This window comes from Aeromonas allosaccharophila, from assembly GCF_016026615.1.
GTDB classification, from domain to species: domain Bacteria; phylum Pseudomonadota; class Gammaproteobacteria; order Enterobacterales; family Aeromonadaceae; genus Aeromonas; species Aeromonas allosaccharophila.
This window is the reverse complement of sequence record NZ_CP065745.1, coordinates 410,606-427,105: the sequence shown is the minus strand read 5'-3', so window position 1 is coordinate 427,105 and position 16,500 is coordinate 410,606. Positions and strand designations below refer to the sequence as shown.

General features: G+C 57.8%; 15 protein-coding genes. 10 read left to right on the top strand and 5 right to left on the bottom strand.

Going from position 1 to position 16,500, the window contains the following annotated elements:
- Window positions 1–23 precede the first annotated feature (23 nt).
- On the bottom strand, window positions 24–1,649 hold the full coding sequence (locus I6G90_RS01915; RefSeq protein WP_197929498.1) for a phosphoethanolamine transferase: 1,626 nt from the start codon (window positions 1,647–1,649) through the stop codon (window positions 24–26).
- 229 nt (window positions 1,650–1,878) lie between these two features.
- On the opposite strand from I6G90_RS01915, the gene I6G90_RS01910 reads away from it, so the two are divergent.
- The 9 genes from I6G90_RS01910 to I6G90_RS01870 all read left to right on the top strand — a co-directional run bounded on the left by I6G90_RS01910 (window position 1,879) and on the right by I6G90_RS01870 (window position 12,825).
- Window positions 1,879–3,114 (top strand): HD-GYP domain-containing protein, encoded by a 1,236-nt coding sequence (locus tag I6G90_RS01910; RefSeq protein WP_139407535.1) that lies wholly within the window; start codon window positions 1,879–1,881, stop codon window positions 3,112–3,114.
- A 353-nt stretch (window positions 3,115–3,467) separates the two neighbouring features.
- Window positions 3,468–5,138: a sensor histidine kinase gene (locus tag I6G90_RS01905; protein WP_197929496.1), complete on the top strand. Its 1,671-nt coding sequence runs from the start codon at window positions 3,468–3,470 to the stop codon at window positions 5,136–5,138.
- Window positions 5,135–5,839 carry a two-component system response regulator BtsR gene (gene btsR / locus I6G90_RS01900; RefSeq protein WP_163128251.1) on the top strand — a complete coding sequence of 235 codons (705 nt, stop codon included), beginning with the start codon at window positions 5,135–5,137 and terminating at the stop codon, window positions 5,837–5,839. The genes I6G90_RS01905 and btsR overlap by 4 nt, the downstream gene beginning before the upstream one ends.
- A 139-nt stretch (window positions 5,840–5,978) precedes the next feature.
- Window positions 5,979–7,400, top strand: coding sequence for a carbon starvation CstA family protein (locus I6G90_RS01895; RefSeq protein WP_139407531.1), 1,422 nt, complete (start codon window positions 5,979–5,981; stop codon window positions 7,398–7,400).
- Between the two features lie 220 nt (window positions 7,401–7,620).
- On the top strand, window positions 7,621–7,959 hold the full coding sequence (locus tag I6G90_RS01890; protein ID WP_033138938.1) for a DUF3302 domain-containing protein: 339 nt from the start codon (window positions 7,621–7,623) through the stop codon (window positions 7,957–7,959).
- A 3-nt stretch (window positions 7,960–7,962) separates the two neighbouring features.
- The gene (locus I6G90_RS01885; protein ID WP_197929494.1) at window positions 7,963–9,000 is read left to right on the top strand and encodes an HlyD family secretion protein; all 1,038 of its coding nucleotides are present in this window, start codon (window positions 7,963–7,965) and stop codon (window positions 8,998–9,000) included.
- A gap of 114 nt (window positions 9,001–9,114) precedes the next feature.
- Window positions 9,115–10,875, top strand: coding sequence for a DEAD/DEAH box helicase (locus tag I6G90_RS01880; protein WP_197931136.1), 1,761 nt, complete (start codon window positions 9,115–9,117; stop codon window positions 10,873–10,875).
- A gap of 119 nt (window positions 10,876–10,994) precedes the next feature.
- A complete protein-coding gene (dacB, locus tag I6G90_RS01875; protein ID WP_197929492.1) occupies window positions 10,995–12,431 on the top strand; it encodes a D-alanyl-D-alanine carboxypeptidase/D-alanyl-D-alanine endopeptidase in 1,437 nt (478 codons plus the stop codon).
- A 130-nt stretch (window positions 12,432–12,561) separates the two neighbouring features.
- Window positions 12,562–12,825: a GrxA family glutaredoxin gene (locus I6G90_RS01870; RefSeq protein WP_005359380.1), complete on the top strand. Its 264-nt coding sequence runs from the start codon at window positions 12,562–12,564 to the stop codon at window positions 12,823–12,825.
- A gap of 105 nt (window positions 12,826–12,930) precedes the next feature.
- Here the strand turns inward: I6G90_RS01870 and I6G90_RS01865 are convergent, their stop codons facing one another.
- Window positions 12,931–13,776, bottom strand: a complete 846-nt coding sequence (locus tag I6G90_RS01865) for an endonuclease/exonuclease/phosphatase family protein (RefSeq protein ID WP_075114512.1) — start codon at window positions 13,774–13,776, stop codon at window positions 12,931–12,933.
- A gap of 106 nt (window positions 13,777–13,882) precedes the next feature.
- Between I6G90_RS01865 and I6G90_RS01860 the strand changes: the two genes are divergently transcribed.
- On the top strand, window positions 13,883–14,107 hold the full coding sequence (locus I6G90_RS01860; protein ID WP_042061420.1) for a hypothetical protein: 225 nt from the start codon (window positions 13,883–13,885) through the stop codon (window positions 14,105–14,107).
- On the opposite strand, the gene yciA is transcribed toward I6G90_RS01860, so the two are convergent.
- From yciA to I6G90_RS01845, 3 genes are all read right to left on the bottom strand, one after another.
- Complete coding sequence (yciA, locus tag I6G90_RS01855) at window positions 14,108–14,512, bottom strand: acyl-CoA thioester hydrolase YciA (protein ID WP_042061418.1); 405 nt, start codon at window positions 14,510–14,512, stop codon at window positions 14,108–14,110.
- Window positions 14,513–14,571: 59 nt separating this feature from the next.
- A complete protein-coding gene (locus I6G90_RS01850; protein WP_197929490.1) occupies window positions 14,572–15,390 on the bottom strand; it encodes an NAD-dependent epimerase/dehydratase family protein in 819 nt (272 codons plus the stop codon).
- Window positions 15,391–15,558: 168 nt separating this feature from the next.
- On the bottom strand, window positions 15,559–16,494 hold the full coding sequence (locus I6G90_RS01845; RefSeq protein WP_197929488.1) for a DUF2971 domain-containing protein: 936 nt from the start codon (window positions 16,492–16,494) through the stop codon (window positions 15,559–15,561).
- Window positions 16,495–16,500 lie beyond the last annotated feature (6 nt).

Here is a 16,500-nt window from a genome sequence, read left to right as displayed (position 1 = left end):
TCTATTGTGTGCTCATTGGAGATTTAGCCTGCCCGACACGGCTTGAACAGATCCAGCTTGTTGTCGTAAACACGGGTCTGCACATCCATGATGCCCAGCATGGAGTGAAAGAGGTTGTCGTGGGAGAAGCGCTGGCTGCCCGCCTCCGCCGCCAGACAGCCCATATCCAGCTGGCGAGCGGCCTGTAACTGGGGCGAGAACCAGGTCAACAGCGGCACCCGGGTCTGATCATCCGGCGCAAACTTGTAGGGAGTACCGTGCAGATAGAGCCCCATGGCCCCAAGGGATTCGCCGTGATCGGAGAGATAGACCAGTCCCACATCGTACTGGCTCTCCAGCGACTTGAGCTTGTCGATCAGCCGCCCCACCACCTTGTCGGTGTAACGGATGGTGTTGTCATAGGTGTTGACCAGCTCTTCATTACTGCAGTTTTCGATGTCGCTACGCGGGCAGTCCGGCATAAAGGCGCGCTCGCTGGCAGGGTAACGACGGAAATAGGTCGGGCCATGGCTGCCCATCAGGTGAAAGGCCACCAGCTTGTTGCCCTGCTGGCCCGTCATCCCGGCAATCTGCTGATCCAGTCCCTCCAGCAGCACCTCGTCATAGCAGGACTCTCCCTGACAGAGCGCCGGATAGGATTTGGGGAGGATCTCGATGGTCGGTACATTGCGGCACACCCCTTTGCAGCCGCCATCGTTCTCTTTCCACAGCACCGAGACCCCGGCATGCTGCAGCACATCGAGCAGGCCGTCACGGGAGCTGGCGAGCTGATCATCGTAGCTGCGCCGCGTAAGGTTGGAGAACATGCAAGGCACCGACACGGCCGTGGCCGTGCCGCAGGAGCGCACATCTTTGAACGACACCACCCCCTGCTCTTTGGCCGTAAAGCTGTTGGTCGCCTTGCCATAACCGTTCAGGGAGTAGTTCTGGCTGCGCGCCGTCTCCCCCACCACCAGGAACATCAGGGTCGGCTTTTTCCCCCGGGCCACCACCTTGGCATCGGTCCCCAGATGCTGATAGGGGATTGGGGTGACAAACAGCACATCCCGCCCATATTTGTAGAGGCCGTGCACATAGTTGGCGGGCACAATCTCTTTTGCCAGCGACTTGTTGTTGCGACCGACCGAGGCGTAATCCTGATAGTAAAGTGCCGCGACGCCCCCGATAAACAGCAGGGAGATAGCCAGTGCACCGGCCCGCAACGCCAGCCCCTGATACCAGCGAGCCGGATAGCGGATCCGCAGCGACCAGAGTACCAGAACAGGCAGCAGCCCGGTCAGCAGAAACCAGAGTGCCACCGAGCCATTCAAATAGGCTCCCGCCTCACCGCTGTTGGTTTCGATTATGTTCTGCATCATACCGGCATCAAAAATGACGCCGTACTTGAGCATGGCGTAGCTGACGATGGAGCCGCTCAGAAGCAACAGGGTAAAAAAGGGCTTGAGCACAAACCGGAACGTGAAGGGAATAAACACGGCATTGAGCGCCGCGATAAGCACCAGTGGGATCGAGATGGCAAACCCGACTTTGACATGAGACAAGCCACTGAGCGCCGTGTAGAAATGCAAAAAGATCGGCCAGTTCAGCACCAGTGCAAAAAAGAGCACCAGCAACAGATTGGTCTGCAGTACACCGAGGGTCACACGCATAAACAACTCCTACATATCGGCCCGCTGCGCAGGGGCCGGTCAAGCCAACAAAAACAACGGGGCCAGCGTAGGAAGTAAAACTTAAGAGCGAATTAAGAGGGAAAGCCGAGGGCTCGTGCGCCCCATCACAGCGCGAGGTGCGCGCTGCCCCCAAAATGGATTTTTAGTTGTCTATCCATCGGATTTTGCTAGCTTGTTGAGTAGGCATTCCAGAAATGCAGGTTAACCGATGGCACTGATCCAGGCTTCCATAGAGCAGTTGAGAGTAGGCCACTATATCCATCTCCCCACCGGATGGACTAACCACCCTTTTATGTTCAATACCTTCAAGATCAAGGATCAGCAGCAGCTCGATATTATCCGTCACCTTGATCTCACCCTGCTGATGGTCGACCCCGACAAGAGCGATCTGCCCATCGAGCCGCTGCTGCGCGGTGATATTCCCGATGCAGGGCCCGATCTGGACGAGTTGGAAGAGCTGATTGCCTCGGGCCCGCCCCCTTTTGATGAGAAAGCCTTTCGCCGCTCCATGCGCGCCGCCGACAAAGCCTTTGGCCAATCCATGAGCGAACTTCGCGATGCGCTTGGTGCCCTTAACCTCAAGCCGGACGAAGGGTTGGCCAATACTGCGCAGATCGTCCGCAATGCCGCCTTCACCCTCAGTCAGCACGAAGGCCCCCTCGGACTGCACCTTATTCGCAGCCCCCACACCGACATCTTGCTGCAGCACAGCCTCAACGTTGCCTTTATCGCCATGCTGATGGCGCGCGAGCTGGGGATGAACCCCATCGAACTGGAGGAGGCCGGGCTTGCGGGGCTGATCCACGACATCGGCGAGCTGAAAATCCCGAGTCAGATCACCCAGAAACGTGGCGATCTCAGCAAGGCCGAGCAGAACTTCCTCAATATGCATCCCCAGTACGGGCTGGAGATGCTGACCCAGCTCAACGCCTTTGAGCCGAAAATCCGTCAGGTCGCCCATCTGCACCACGAGCGACTCGATGGCAGCGGCTATCCGCTCGGGATCAAGGGTGGGGAGATCCCGCCGCTGGCCCGACTGATCGGGCTGGTCGACTTCTACGACGAGCTGCTCCATCCCCGCAACAGCGGCACCCCGGCGGCGCCGAGTCAGGCCATCAGCCAGCTCTACAAATTATCCCAGAAGAAGTTCGACCAGAATCTGGTCAAGTTGCTGGTCAAGGTGCTGGGGGTCTATCCGCCAGGATCACTGGTGAAACTCTCGGACGAGAGCATTGCGCTGGTGCTCTCTACCGAGCCCACCATGCCCCTCAAACCGAAGATCCTGCCCTATATCAAGGCGCAGCGGCCCGAAGCGGTCGCCATGATCGATCTGCGGGAAGACGAGCGTACCATCACCTCCTTTATCAAACAGGATGAGCTGGATGAGGGACAACGACAGTTCTTCAACCTGACTCGCCGCTTCTGCTACTACTTTGCCTTCTGAGTTATCCCCAGAAGCTGGGGATAACTCATTGGACAAACCGGAATAATTGCTCGAACCCCCATCAGAAGGTTGCCATCTGACCATGTATAAAAAACGCCCAGCCAAGGGGCTGGGCGGAGCATGCCACCTCCGTGTGGCGTATCCAGCGGATACATTCATGCTCCATCCATCAATATCAACCCGCTGTCGCTTACACAAATATCAATTTAACGTGCTGATTTAATATGGTTTTATTCACTTGTTCTGGCAAACTGACCGCCGATTGCGGCCATGTGGGCCAACAGAACAAGATCCTGATCACACTTATTCACGAGCTGGCTATTTTTTCGGCTGGCTTATGAGGAGCGTTTTTTATGCAGTTGGTCCTCTCCTTGCTGCAACAGATGAGCGTCAGCCTGGTGATAGCCTATCTCTTCTCGAAGAGCCCGCTGCTGCGCCCGCTTGCCAACTATTCGGTGAGACTACCTCACAAGATACTGATATACATCATCTTTTCCAGCTTTTGTATCCTCGGCACCTATGTGGGCCTCGATATCGACGATGCCATAGCCAACACTCGGGCGGTCGGCGCCGTGCTCGGAGGGCTGCTGGGGGGCCCGCTGGTGGGCTTTCTGGTGGGACTGACCGGCGGTCTGCACCGCTATACGCTGGGGGGATTCACCGATCTCGCCTGCGCCATCTCCACCACCTGCGAGGGGTTGCTCGGGGGCATTGTGCACTGGCGGCTGATGCGCTCGGGACGAACGGACGCCCTGTTTGCACCGCGCATCGCCTTCTTTACCACCCTCTACGCCGAGATCCTGCAGATGGTGATCATCCTGCTGGTGGCCACCCCGTTCGACAAATCCCTGCTGCTGGTGCGCACCATCGCCACCCCGATGATCCTGGCCAACTCCTGTGGCGCGGCGCTCTTCATCAGCATGATCCGCGACCAGCAGCGGATGTATGAGAAGTTCTCCCGGGTCTTCTCCGCCAAGGCGCTCAACATCGCCAACCGCACCGTGGGGATCATGAGTCAGGGCTTTACGCCAGAGGCGAGCAGCAAGATTGCCCGCATCATTCAGGAAGAGACCGGCGTAGGGGCGGTCGCCATCACGGACACCGAGAAGATCCTCGCCTTTATCGGCACCGGTGAAGATCACCATCTGCCGGGCACCCCCATTGCGTCGGGCATCACCATGAAGGCCATCGCCCACAACAAGGTGCTGTTTGCCGATGGCAACAGCCAGCCCTATCGCTGCAGCCTCTCCCCCGCTTGCCAGCTGGGCTCGGTGCTGGTGATCCCGCTGCAGGGAGACAAGGGGGTGATCGGCACCATCAAGCTCTACGAGCCGAAGAAGCGGCTGTTTCTCAAGATCAACCACACCCTGGGGGAAGGGATTGCCAACCTGCTGTCACAGCAGTTGCTGGCCGGTCGGCTGGAGCAGCATCAGCGGCTGCTGGTGCAGTCCGAGTTGAAACTTATCCAGGCCCAGATCAACCCCCATTTTCTGTTCAACACCCTCAACACCATCAGTGCCATCACCCGGCGCGATCCGGACAAGGCGCGGGATCTGCTGCTGCATCTGTCGCTCTTTTTTCGCAAGAATCTCAAGCGCCAGAGCGGTCTCGCCACCCTGCAGGAGGAGCAGGAGCACTGCCAATCCTATCTGGAGATCGAGCTGGCCCGCTTTGGCGATCGGCTGACGGTGATAAACGAGATCCCACCCCATCTGGCCAACCTGCGGCTACCCAGCTTCACCCTGCAACCGCTGATCGAAAACGCGATCAAACACGGCATCTCGACCCTGCTGGAGCAGGGGCGCATTCGCCTCTGGACCGAGGAACAGCCCGCCAGCGTCACCATCCATGTGGAAGACAACGCCGGTGCCTGGCAAGCGCGCCCCGCTGGCGACGGTCTGGGCATGACCATCGTCGACCGGCGATTGAAGAGTGCCTTTGGCGAGCGCTACGGCGTGACCATTGCGTGCGAGCCGGAGCAGTGGACCCGGGTTTCGTTCACCATCCCCAAGGAGCAACCATGATCCGCACCCTGATTGTCGATGACGAACTCTACGCCCGTGAGGAGCTGAAACAGCTCCTTGCCTGCGATCCCGCCATCGAGATAGTCGGGGAAGCGGCCAACGCCATCGAGGCGCTGCCGCTTATTCAACGGCTCAAGCCCGACGTGGTGTTCCTCGATATCCAGATGCCCAAGCTGAGTGGTATGGAACTGGTGGCCATGCTCGACCCACTGCCCCGCATCGTCTTTGTCACCGCCTTTGACGAGTACGCCATCCAGGCGTTTGAAGAGAACGCCTTCGACTACCTGCTCAAGCCGGTGGAGCCCGCGCGCCTCGCCAAGACCCTCGCTCGCCTCAAGCAGGATATCTCCCCGCAGCCGGTCGAACGGCTGGCCCCCACCATCGAACACATTCCGGGCTATCTGCACAATCGGGTCAGGTTGCTGCCCATCGCACAGGTGGAGTATGCCTTCTCCGATCTCGGTGGCGTCCATGTGGCCTGTCAGGGCGAGCTGTTCCACACCCAGCTCACCCTCAAATCTCTGGAAGAAAAGAGCCCGCTGCTGCGCTGCCACCGCCAGTATCTGGTCTCCCCCAATGCCATCTTCGAGATCCGGCTGCTGGATAACCAGCTGGCGGAGATCGTCACCCCAAGTGGCGCCCGGGTGCCGGTCAGCCGCCGCTATCTCAAGGAGCTCAAGGATCAGCTGGGACTGGACTGAGCCAAGAGTGTGCGCCTGATCACAGCCGCCGACCGCTCGGCGCGCCAAAACGCCGCTCGGGTGGTTTCACCTGCCAGACAGGCGCAACCGTTTTAGACTCGCTCTGCACACTAAAAAATAACAATGCAGGAGCGTAACAATGATCTGGTTCTTCCTCTGTGTCGGCTTGCTTGTGGCCGGCTACTTCATATATGGCAAGTTCATCGAACGGATATTTGGCCCAAAACCCGAGCTAAAAACCCCCGCCATTACCATGGCTGACGGGGTGGACTATGTCCCCATGTCGGACAAAAAAGTCTATCTGGTGCAACTGCTCAACATCGCAGGCGTTGGCCCCATCTTCGGCCCGATCCTCGGTGCCCTCTACGGTCCGGTCGCCATGCTCTGGATCGTCTTTGGCTGCATCTTCGCCGGTGCGGTACACGACTACTTCTCCGGCATGCTGTCGGTGCGCGCCAAGGGCGCCTCGGTACCGACCGTGGTCGGTGAGCATCTGGGCACCGCCGCCAAGCATTTCATGAACCTGTTTGCCGTGGTGCTGCTGATGCTGGTGGGCGTGGTGTTCGTGCTGAGCCCGGCAGGGCTGCTCGCCAACCTCACCTCCACCGATCTGGTCTACTGGATCGTGGCGATCTTTGCCTACTACATCCTCGCGACCATAGTCCCCATCGACAAGATCATTGGCCGCTTCTACCCCATCTTTGGCGCCCTGCTGGTGTTCATGTCGGTCGGCCTCATCATCGGTCTGATCGCCTCCGGCAAAGGCTTCTACAACACCGGGATGGACTTCTCCAACCTGCACCCGACCGAGCTGCCGCTGTGGCCGCTGCTGTTTATCACCATCGCCTGTGGCGCGGTATCGGGCTTCCACGCCACCCAGTCACCGCTGATGGCGCGCTGCATGCAAAACGAGAAATCCGGCCGCTTCATTTTCTACGGTGCAATGATCGGTGAAGGGATCATCGCCCTGATCTGGTGTACCCTGGGCCTCTCCTTCTACGATAGCACCGAAGCGCTCAACGCCACCATGGCCAACGGCGGCCCGGCCGCGGTGGTACACGAAGTCTCCACCAGCCTGCTCGGCACCGTGGGCGGCATTCTGGCCATCCTCGGCGTGGTGATCCTGCCCATCACCTCCGGTGACACCGCGTTTCGCAGTGCTCGCCTGATCGTGGCGGACTTCCTGAAGATGACCCAGAAACCGCTGGCCAAGCGTCTGCTGATCGCCATCCCCATGTTCATCCTTGGTTTTATCATCTCCAAGGCCGAGTTCGGGGTGATCTGGCGCTACTTCGGCTGGGCCAACCAGACAACCGCCGTCATCATGCTGTGGGCCGCTGCCGCCTTCCTCATCAAAGAGGGCAAGCTGCACTGGGTCTGCACCCTTCCTGCCATGTTCATGACCGCCGTGGTGTTCACCTATCTGGCCAACGCCCCCATCGGGTTCGGGCTGGAGATGGGTATCTCCACCATCATCGGTCTGGCAGCTACCGCAGTGATTACCGTGGCTTTCCTGATAAAATTCCGCCAGCCGCTGGTCAGTCGTGCCAGTGAAGGGTAATACGGCAAACGTGCTGTAAAAAACAGCTTAAAAGGCGCCACAAGGCGCCTTTTTTAATGACAAAAACACTAATAAGACAACTATTGAACCACTTCAGCTTCAATACAGCGAAAGACCTTAAGATTCCGTGCGAATTAGCGATAAATATGTGATTCTTGATTGCTTTAGCTCTTGTTGGAACCAACGTTCAAGCTGTGCTTCGAGCCAGTGGAGGTTATAAATGGCCCTTGATTATTTTGCACTTGGCCTGCTCGTCTTTGTCGGGCTGGTCATTTTTTATGGAGTCATCGTGATCCACGATATTCCTTACGAGATTGCCAAACACCGGAATCACCCTCATCAGGATGCCATTCATGTCGCGGGTTGGGTCAGCCTGTTTACCCTGCATGTGCTGTGGCCCTTCCTCTGGATCTGGGCAACCCTCTATCGCCCCGATCGCGGCTGGGGCTTTAGCCAGCGCCTGCAAAAAGATGAAGACGATCTGGCTGCCCTCAAGCAGGAGCTGGCGGATCTGAAGAGCCGTATCAACACTATCGAACAGAGTGAGCAACAGGGATAAACCATGGACCTGCTACTGATCCTGACCTATACGGCACTGTGTGTGGCCGTATTCAAAATCTTCCGTATCCCGCTCAACAAGTGGACCGTCCCCACCGCCGCACTGGGTGGCGTGGTGCTCATCGGCACCCTGATCATGCTGATGAACTACAACCACCCCTACTCCGAGATGGCGCGCAACTACTATGTCTCCACCCCGATCGTGCCGCTGGTCAAGGGCCGGGTCGTTGAAGTCCCGGTGCAAGCCAATCAGCCGGTGAAAAAAGGGGATGTGCTGTTTCGCATCGATGACGAGCCGTTCCGCCTGAAAGTGGAGAGCCTCACCGCACGGGTCGAATCCAACCGCGAGCACCTCAAGTCCATCGAAGCAAGATTGCGCTCTGCCAAACTGGATAGGGATCGCGCCAAAGAGCTGATGCAACGTGGTGTCGGCAAACAGCGTGATCTGGATGTCAGCCAGGCCAACGTAGACGATATCGTGGCCCAGATTGACCAGCAGAAAGCCACCCTGAACGATCTGCAAGCTCAGCTGCTGGAAGCCAAGTATCAGCTGGCCCAAACCGTGGTCTATGCCCCGAGTGATGGCCATGTGGTGCAGCTGGCCCTGCGCCCCGGCATGATCGCCACCCCCTTCATGTACCGTCCGGTAATGACCTTCATACACCAGAACGATACCGCCTATGTCGGTTGGTTCTGGCAGAACAGCATGCAGCGTCTGGCGGTGGGCGACGAGGCTGAAGTGGTGATCGATGGCATCCCAGGCAAGATCTTCAAGGGCAAAGTGACGGCTGTGGTTCCGGCCATTGCCGCCGGTAACGTACAGGCCAACCTGGGACTGCTGGATCAGACCACAGCAGTGCGTCCGGGTCGTCTGCCGGTAGTGATCTCCATCACTGACCCCGAGTGGCCCAAGTATCAGGTGATCGCCGGTGCCAGTGGTCAGGCGGCTATCTATACCCACTACTTCCATCACGTCTCGGTGATGCGGAAAATACTGCTGCGCATGGCAAGCTGGATGAACTACATCTTCCCGTTCCATTAATCATCACAATCCCTCCCAGCGGGCCGGCATCATGCCGGCCCGCTGTTTTTGTGGCGGCAAGATCCCTATAATGGCGCCATCCTGCGCCGCACCATGTCCAAACGCCACACCCTCATGTTCGTTCTCAGACCCTATCAAACCGACGCCGTCAACGCCGTGATCAGCCACTTTCGCAAACACCCGGACCCCGCCGTGGTGGTGCTGCCCACCGGTGCGGGCAAGAGTCTGGTGATCGCCGAACTGGCCCGCAAGGCACGCGGTCGGGTGCTGGTGCTGGCCCACGTCAAGGAGCTGGTGGAGCAGAACCACGCCAAATACGAGGCGTGGGGGCTCAAAGCCGACATCTTCGCCGCAGGGCTGGATCGCAAGGAGGCAAACGCCCAGGTGGTGTTTGGCTCGGTGCAGTCGGTAGCCCGCAATCTGGCGGCCTTCGACGGGGCGTTTTCGCTGCTGATCATCGATGAGTGCCACCGGGTCTCGCTCAATGACGACAGCCAGTACCATCAGGTAATCGACCACCTCAAGGCCGCCAATCCCGCCCTCAAGATCCTCGGCCTCACCGCCACCCCCTATCGGCTCGGGCTGGGCTGGATCTACCGACGCCACTACCACGGCATGGTCAAGAGCCACGGCGAGCGACTGTTTGGCGACTGCGTGTTCGAGCTGCCCCTGCGCTTCATGGTGAAAAACGGCTACCTGACGCCGCCGCGCATGGTGGATGCCCCCATCGTCCACTACGACTTCAGCAAGCTGGTGGCTCGGGAGAACGGCCTGTTCAGCGAGGCGGATCTTAACGGCGAGCTCAAGCGCCAGCAGCGGGTTACCCCTCATATCCTGAGTCAGGTGCTGGAGTATGCCGCCGACCGGCAGGGGGTGATGATCTTCGCCGCCACCGTCGAGCACGCCCGGGAAATTCAGGGGCTGTTGCAGGCCCAATCCCAGAGTGCAGCCCTTATCACTGGCGAGACCCCGGGGCCGGAACGCGATGCCCTTATCAGCGCCTTCAAGGCACGGGAGATCAAGTTTCTGGTCAACGTGGCGGTGCTCACCACCGGCTTCGATGCCCCCCATGTCGATCTTATCGTGATGCTGCGCCCCACCGAGTCGGTGTCGCTCTATCAGCAGATTGTCGGTCGGGGCCTGCGCCTCTCGCCCGGCAAGGAGGATTGTCTGGTGCTCGACTATGCGGGCAACAACTTCAACCTGTTCGCCCCCGAAGTGGGGGAACCCCGCCCTCACGCCGGTACCGAGCCGGTGCAGGTGCCCTGCCCCGCCTGCGGCTTTGCCAACACCTTCTGGGGCAAGACCGACGAGGATGGCAAGGTGATCGAGCACTACGGCCGCCGCTGTCAGGGGCTGTTTGAAGATGACGAGGGCAATCGCGAGGAGTGCGACTACCGCTTTCGCGCCAAGATCTGCCCGGGCTGCGGCGCAGAGAACGACATTGCAGCCCGCCGCTGCCAGAGCTGCGATCAGTTGCTGGTGGATCCGGACGACAAGCTTAAAGAGGCGCTCAATCTCAAGGATTGCATGGTGATCCGCTGTGCGGGGCTGACCCTCACCGCCGGGCGCGGCAAACAGGGGGAGCGGCTGGAGGTGACCTATCACGATGAGGATGGTCTGACCCTCAGCGAATACTTCGGTTTTCACTCCCCGGGCGCACAACGCTTGTTTCAACAGCACTTTGTGCGTCATCATTGGCCCGCCCCGGGGCTGGAGCCCGAATTCACCACCCTGGCGAGCGTGCTGGCGGCAGAAAGCCAGTTCCGTCATCCGGATTTTGTCATCGCCCGCAAATCGGGTCGCTTCTGGCAAATAAAAGAGAAGATTTTTGATTATGAGGGTCGCTATCGCACCGCCAACTCGATGGCGTGATGGCCAAGCGACCGGCATCAATCCCATGAATTGCGTTACCCCCGTCGATCCCGCATCGACAGGTTGAATTATCAGGGTCGGCACCACTGCCGGGCCCCTTCGTCACGTTAGAGGATGTTATGCAGCGGCTGTTGATTGGTTTTTGTGCTCTCTTTTCTCTGGCGGCTCAGGCCGCCCCGCTGACGCCCCCTCAGGGTGGCCAGTACGCCATCATAGTGCAGGGCAATAACGGCGTGGAGTTCGCCCGCCATGCGGATCAGATGATCGCCCCCGCCTCCACCATGAAGGTGCTCACCGCACTGGCAGCCCGCCTTGAGCTCGGTGCCGACTTCCGCTTCGCCACCGACATTCAGGCCCAGCCTGGCGCCAAACAGGGTGACACCATCAACGGCGATATCTGGATCAACTTCGTCGGTGACCCCACCCTCTCCCGCATGGATCTGCTGGCCCTGTTCAAACAGCTCGGCATCAGCAGCATCAAGGGCAATGTCTACGTCAACACCGGCGCCTACAACGGCTACGAGCGCGGTAACGGCTGGTCGTGGGGGGATCAGACCCTCTGCTTCGCCGCACCGGTCTCGTCGGTCATCATCGACAAGAACTGCGCCTACGGCACCATCACCGCCACCCAGATTGGCAAACCGGCAGTGGGCAACGTGGCTACCGGCGTGCCCATCGGCATCGGAGCCGATAACGTGGAGGTGATGAGCTACGGCGACATGGCGCGCCAGTTCTGCGCGCTGGAAGTGGACATGGCCAAGGGTAACTTCTACGAGCTCAAGGGCTGCATCACCCCGAACAAGGAGCCGCAGGGGCTGCGCTTTGCCATCCACGATGTGGAAGCCTGGGGCTGGGACAATATCCGCTGGGCGATGAACCGGGCGGGCATCAAGCATGATGGCCTGCTGCGAGTCACCCACAAGTCACCGGTCGGCGCCGAGACACTGGGCACCCACTACTCGGTCTCCCTGCCGGTGATGCTCGCCAAAATGCTGAAGAAATCGGACAACCTCTACGCCGATACCTTCCTCAAAACCGTGGGGCGCCACTACTACAACAAGCCGGGCAGCTATCGCAGCGGCACCATGGCGGTACGCGCCATTCTGACCAAGAACGGTATCGATCTGGGTAACGCCACCCTGGCCGACGGCTCCGGCCTCTCTGCTCACAATCTCATCAGCGCCCGTCAGATGCTGTCGGTGCTCAACTTCATCCAGAAAAATGATGCCGAGCTTGGCCTGATCAAGCTGCTGCCAAGCTCCCAGGTGGATGGCACTCTGGCGTGGCGCCGCAGTGTCACCGCCCCCATGATGAAGAACAAGGTCCACGCCAAGACAGGCACCATCACCGGCACCTCCAATCTGGTGGGCTTTATCGACACCGCTGGCGGCCAGCGCAAGGCGTTCGTGATGTTCCAGCGCGGTCTGTCGCAAGATCCGGCCACCCATGAGCGCTACCGTGCCAGCAAGGCACCGTGGCCCTGGACCGTATTCGAGAAGGGGGTGCTGGAGAGCATCTATCAGCAGCAACCGATCCAGATCGCCGAGCCGCAGTGATGCCGTAATAGGCCCACTCGAATCACGGTATCGATAATTTCGGCTTCAAGTCGCCACGAGGCAGGGCTATGCTGTTGCCTGCCTCATATCAACGGCCATAGCAAAACGGCTTAAAGAACGGAGAGAAAATATGTTTGCAGTGATTTTTGGTCGCCCGGGTTGCCCCTACTGTGTCCGTGCCGTACAGATCGCCGAGCAGCTGACCGAACAGCGCGATGACTTCAAATTCCGCTACGTGGATATCCATGCCGAAGGGATCACCAAAGAAGATCTGGCCAAGAGCGCCGGCAAGCCGGTCAATACCGTGCCACAGATCTTCCTGGACGAACAGCACATCGGTGGCTGCACCGATTTCGAAGCCTACGCCAAAGAGAATCTGGGTCTCTACCAGTAATGCCTGCGGCTCAGCCCGAGCGGGTTAACCGCCAGAGCGTATAAAAAAATCCGGCGCCATCAGGCGCCGGATTTTTTATGAGCGACACGCGCACATCATCCCCGATCAGGGGGTCACCGACTGGGCGGCAAAGCGCGCAATGATGGGGTTGTGATCGGAGGAATCGGTGGCCGGTGAGCTCACCTCGACCAAGTCCAGATTGCGGTAGTAGAGGTGATCCAGCGGGCGGCCAAACGCAGTGCGGCGCAGATCAGGCACCGGCACGGCCTCTTGCAAGCCCAGCTCGTCCACCAGTTTGTTCAGCCAGAACTGGCGCTTGTCGCTCCAGGTGTTGAAATCACCGGCCAGAATAACCGGCCCCTGATGGCGGCGTACCAAGGCAGTCAGATCGTTGAGCTGCTCGCGGAAGGTGGCCATCCCCAGTTCGAAGTTGACCGCATGGAGGTTGATCACCAGCACGCCGTCAGGGTCGCCCTGCAGCGGATAGAGGCTCACCAGCCCGGATTTGGGAATGCGCAGCAAGGGCTCGGGGGAGCGCACGCCACAGACAAACGCCTGCGGGGTCTTGGCCACCGTCATCACCCCGAACGACACGCCGCCCTGGGTAAAGGCTTGCAGTTGCTGCCACTGGAAATCACCGGCGCGTAGCCAGTCGAGCATCTCGGGACGGGTGGCCGACTCTTGCAGCAACACCAGATCCTGCCCCTTGGCATAACTGTCCATCCCTTCGCGCCAGTTCTTGCGCTGGCCCTTGTAGAGATTCCACACCGTCACCCCGAATTCACGGGGCAGCGCCGTGGTCGCCAACGCTACCAGCGGCGGACGCTGGCAGTCGAGTCCCGGCACAATCCCTTGAGCTGTGACCAGATGGTTCTGATCCGGCACCTCAAAACAACCTACCAACCCCAGGGTCAGCAGGGAGGTGCCAAGAATGCGATAACTATTTTTCATTGGCTAACAACCGCCCGCCTTTGCTTTTTGTTGCGACCATCACAAACGTCATCCACGCCGACTAAGCTGATAGTCCCTGTTCCACCCAACCAGAAGGAGCCTGTCAATGGCGAGAGAACTTCGGTACTGCGTGACGTTTTATGATCAACAAGGAAATTGTCATCAAGTGGAGCTGGCCACCGTCTATCAGATAAGACGGGACCCTCAATGCGATCTCTGCCTGTTTGACACCCTGCAATATGTGGGCTCAGAAGAGATGCTGGAACGCATGATACGGCAAAAAACCGGGCTTGAGCAGGAAATATCCATCATCAATGCCCGGCTGATTTGATCAGACGCTGACCGGAACCGGGCGGGATTTACCGTTGTCGTCGATGGCGACATAGGTAAAGACCCCCTCGGTCACGCAGTAACGCTGGGCGTCGTTTTCCCGCAGTACCGGCTTGACCCACACCTCCAGCTTCAGCTTCATGGAGCTGCGGCCGATCTTGATGCAGCGGCCGTAGCAGCAGACCACATCGCCCACCTTGACCGGACTGTGAAAGGTCATGCCTTCGACGGATACGGTACAAATACGTCCTTTTGCCAGCTCCTTGGCCATGATGCCCCCACCTATATCCATCTGGGACATGATCCAGCCACCAAAGATGTCGCCATTGGGGTTGGTATCGGCTGGCATTGCCAGGGTTCTCAGCAACAACTCCCCATCGGGGTGACGTTTTGTATCTACCATCATTACCGCCTCTCTCTCATGGATGGCGGCATGATAGGGGGCGATCACCCCCTTGGCAAACCTCAATTGCCCGAGGCGGCCAGCTCGGCAAACCAGTGGGCCGGATCGGGCCAGCGATAGTTGAATCCCATCTGCTGGCAAATCAGCTGACCGTCGATGGGCTGAAATTCACCGGCAGGCTCGATAAAGACGGGCGCGGGCAGCCCCTGCTGGCGCGCCGCAAAGGGGTAGAACTGCTCGCGGCGCGGATGCACCGGCGCGCTCAGGTTGAAGACATCCCCGTCCTTGCCCCGCTCAAGCAGCAGCATGCAAGCCGCCACCACATCGTCCAGATGGACCAGATTGACCGACTGGGCGCCGCCATCCAGGGTCTTGCCCGCCAGAAAACGGCCGGGATGGCGATCCGGGCCATAAAGGCCGGAGGGGCGCACTATCATCACCGCCTCGAAACCGGCCGCCAGCACCGCCTGCTCCGCCGCCAGCATCCGCTCGCCACGGGCATGACGCGGTTTGGGCTCTTCACCCTCCTGCTGCCCTGCGCCCCACACCGAGGTGGCGCTGACAAACAATACCCGCCGGGTGCCGCTCGCTTTGGCCAACGCGCAGGCCCTTGCCACCGCCTGCGGGTAGTCATCGGTCTTGCTGGGCGGTACGCAGATCACCAGACTCTCGCAGGGGATGGGCCATGCATCCGACATATGGGCAGAAATCGTCAGCGGATGGGCAGCGATCCCCTCCCCCTGCAGACGGGCCGCCTTCTCGGCGCTGCTGACCGTCACCGCCACCGGCTTGCCTGCCGCCAACAAGGCACGCGCCAGCGGCAGCCCCAGCCACCCCGCACCCAGAATGCCGATCGTCCCGGCGATATATTGCTCTGTCATCGTCCCTTCTCCTGCTTGACGCTATTTGCCCCGCAGCTTACCTGCCTTGGTAGGAAAAGGAAGCCTTGGCCAACTCTCCTACTGCCTACAGATAGACAAATGCCGCCAAGATGCAACATCTCGCACCAGCTCATTAGTTAAATCGAAAATAAACACATTTGATAAGGTTCACTTTTTAATATTTAAGAGAAACTGGTTATGTGACATAGTCATTTTAAATACTTCTATATCTTTAATTTCACATATTTTTCTGATTCTGGCCTCATCAATCGAGGATACTTTTGCACCTAAAATAACATGTTTTGGCTTTGGCATAATATAAGGCATTTCTTTTGGTAATGCCATATTGCTAAATACAAGCCTCCATTCTTTTTCATAAGCCCACTCTGTACTTTTCATAAGCGCAACTTGATTAATATAAAGTATATTGCTTATGCTTTTATTTTCACCAAAAACATTGCTAGCATCAAACATTTCATCAGAGTAAATGACAGGATAAATCGATCTAGTTCTTAAGTCTTCATTTCCTAATTCACTAAAATCATAACCAATACAAAAACCCTTATGATAATCAGCATAATGTGACCACATAAGAATGGATTTTGGGTTTTCAGAAAAGCAACAAATTTTGAATGCCTGTTTGAACCCTTCTGAAGTTTCTCGAATAAGTGACTTTTCTCGATCTTTCATTACACTACGTATAGCCTCCCCATACATACGACCTAAATCCGGTTCATCTGGGTAGCTAAGTTCAAGAAGTCTGACCATTGGATGACTGTTTTCTGAAATTGATTGAATTTGCTCTTCAGTGAACCGACTCAATAAACCATTCCCTTGAACCATTGATAAAATCAGATCCCTATCGTCAGGATCTAAATCTACATTGTAATGAAATGAGCAATCATAAGGGTCATTAAAGTTTTTCGGGTCTGATAACCATATTGTGTCATCCAATAAATTCCTTATAGAGTTATCATTTACCGAGCGATACTTATAAAGAACTTTAGGTATATGTTCATATTTAAGAGAAATAGCTTTGTTAATTAGCTCTACAGATGTGGTATTAGAAAACACCAACTTTTTATATTTTTGAAACCAATCCATATTTCC

Coding starts and splice junctions, on each gene's coding strand:
- I6G90_RS01885 (WP_197929494.1), top strand. CDS start 7,963: ATGGACCTGCTACTGATCCTGACCTATACGGCACTGTGTGTGGCCGTA.
- I6G90_RS01890 (WP_033138938.1), top strand. CDS start 7,621: ATGGCCCTTGATTATTTTGCACTTGGCCTGCTCGTCTTTGTCGGGCTG.
- yciA (WP_042061418.1), bottom strand. CDS start 14,512: ATGATGGTAGATACAAAACGTCACCCCGATGGGGAGTTGTTGCTGAGA.
- I6G90_RS01910 (WP_139407535.1), top strand. CDS start 1,879: ATGGCACTGATCCAGGCTTCCATAGAGCAGTTGAGAGTAGGCCACTAT.
- I6G90_RS01845 (WP_197929488.1), bottom strand. CDS start 16,494: ATGGATTGGTTTCAAAAATATAAAAAGTTGGTGTTTTCTAATACCACA.
- I6G90_RS01915 (WP_197929498.1), bottom strand. CDS start 1,649: ATGCGTGTGACCCTCGGTGTACTGCAGACCAATCTGTTGCTGGTGCTC.
- dacB (WP_197929492.1), top strand. CDS start 10,995: ATGCAGCGGCTGTTGATTGGTTTTTGTGCTCTCTTTTCTCTGGCGGCT.
- I6G90_RS01905 (WP_197929496.1), top strand. CDS start 3,468: ATGCAGTTGGTCCTCTCCTTGCTGCAACAGATGAGCGTCAGCCTGGTG.
- I6G90_RS01860 (WP_042061420.1), top strand. CDS start 13,883: ATGGCGAGAGAACTTCGGTACTGCGTGACGTTTTATGATCAACAAGGA.
- I6G90_RS01865 (WP_075114512.1), bottom strand. CDS start 13,776: ATGAAAAATAGTTATCGCATTCTTGGCACCTCCCTGCTGACCCTGGGG.
- I6G90_RS01895 (WP_139407531.1), top strand. CDS start 5,979: ATGATCTGGTTCTTCCTCTGTGTCGGCTTGCTTGTGGCCGGCTACTTC.
- I6G90_RS01870 (WP_005359380.1), top strand. CDS start 12,562: ATGTTTGCAGTGATTTTTGGTCGCCCGGGTTGCCCCTACTGTGTCCGT.
- btsR (WP_163128251.1), top strand. CDS start 5,135: ATGATCCGCACCCTGATTGTCGATGACGAACTCTACGCCCGTGAGGAG.
- I6G90_RS01880 (WP_197931136.1), top strand. CDS start 9,115: ATGTTCGTTCTCAGACCCTATCAAACCGACGCCGTCAACGCCGTGATC.
- I6G90_RS01850 (WP_197929490.1), bottom strand. CDS start 15,390: ATGACAGAGCAATATATCGCCGGGACGATCGGCATTCTGGGTGCGGGG.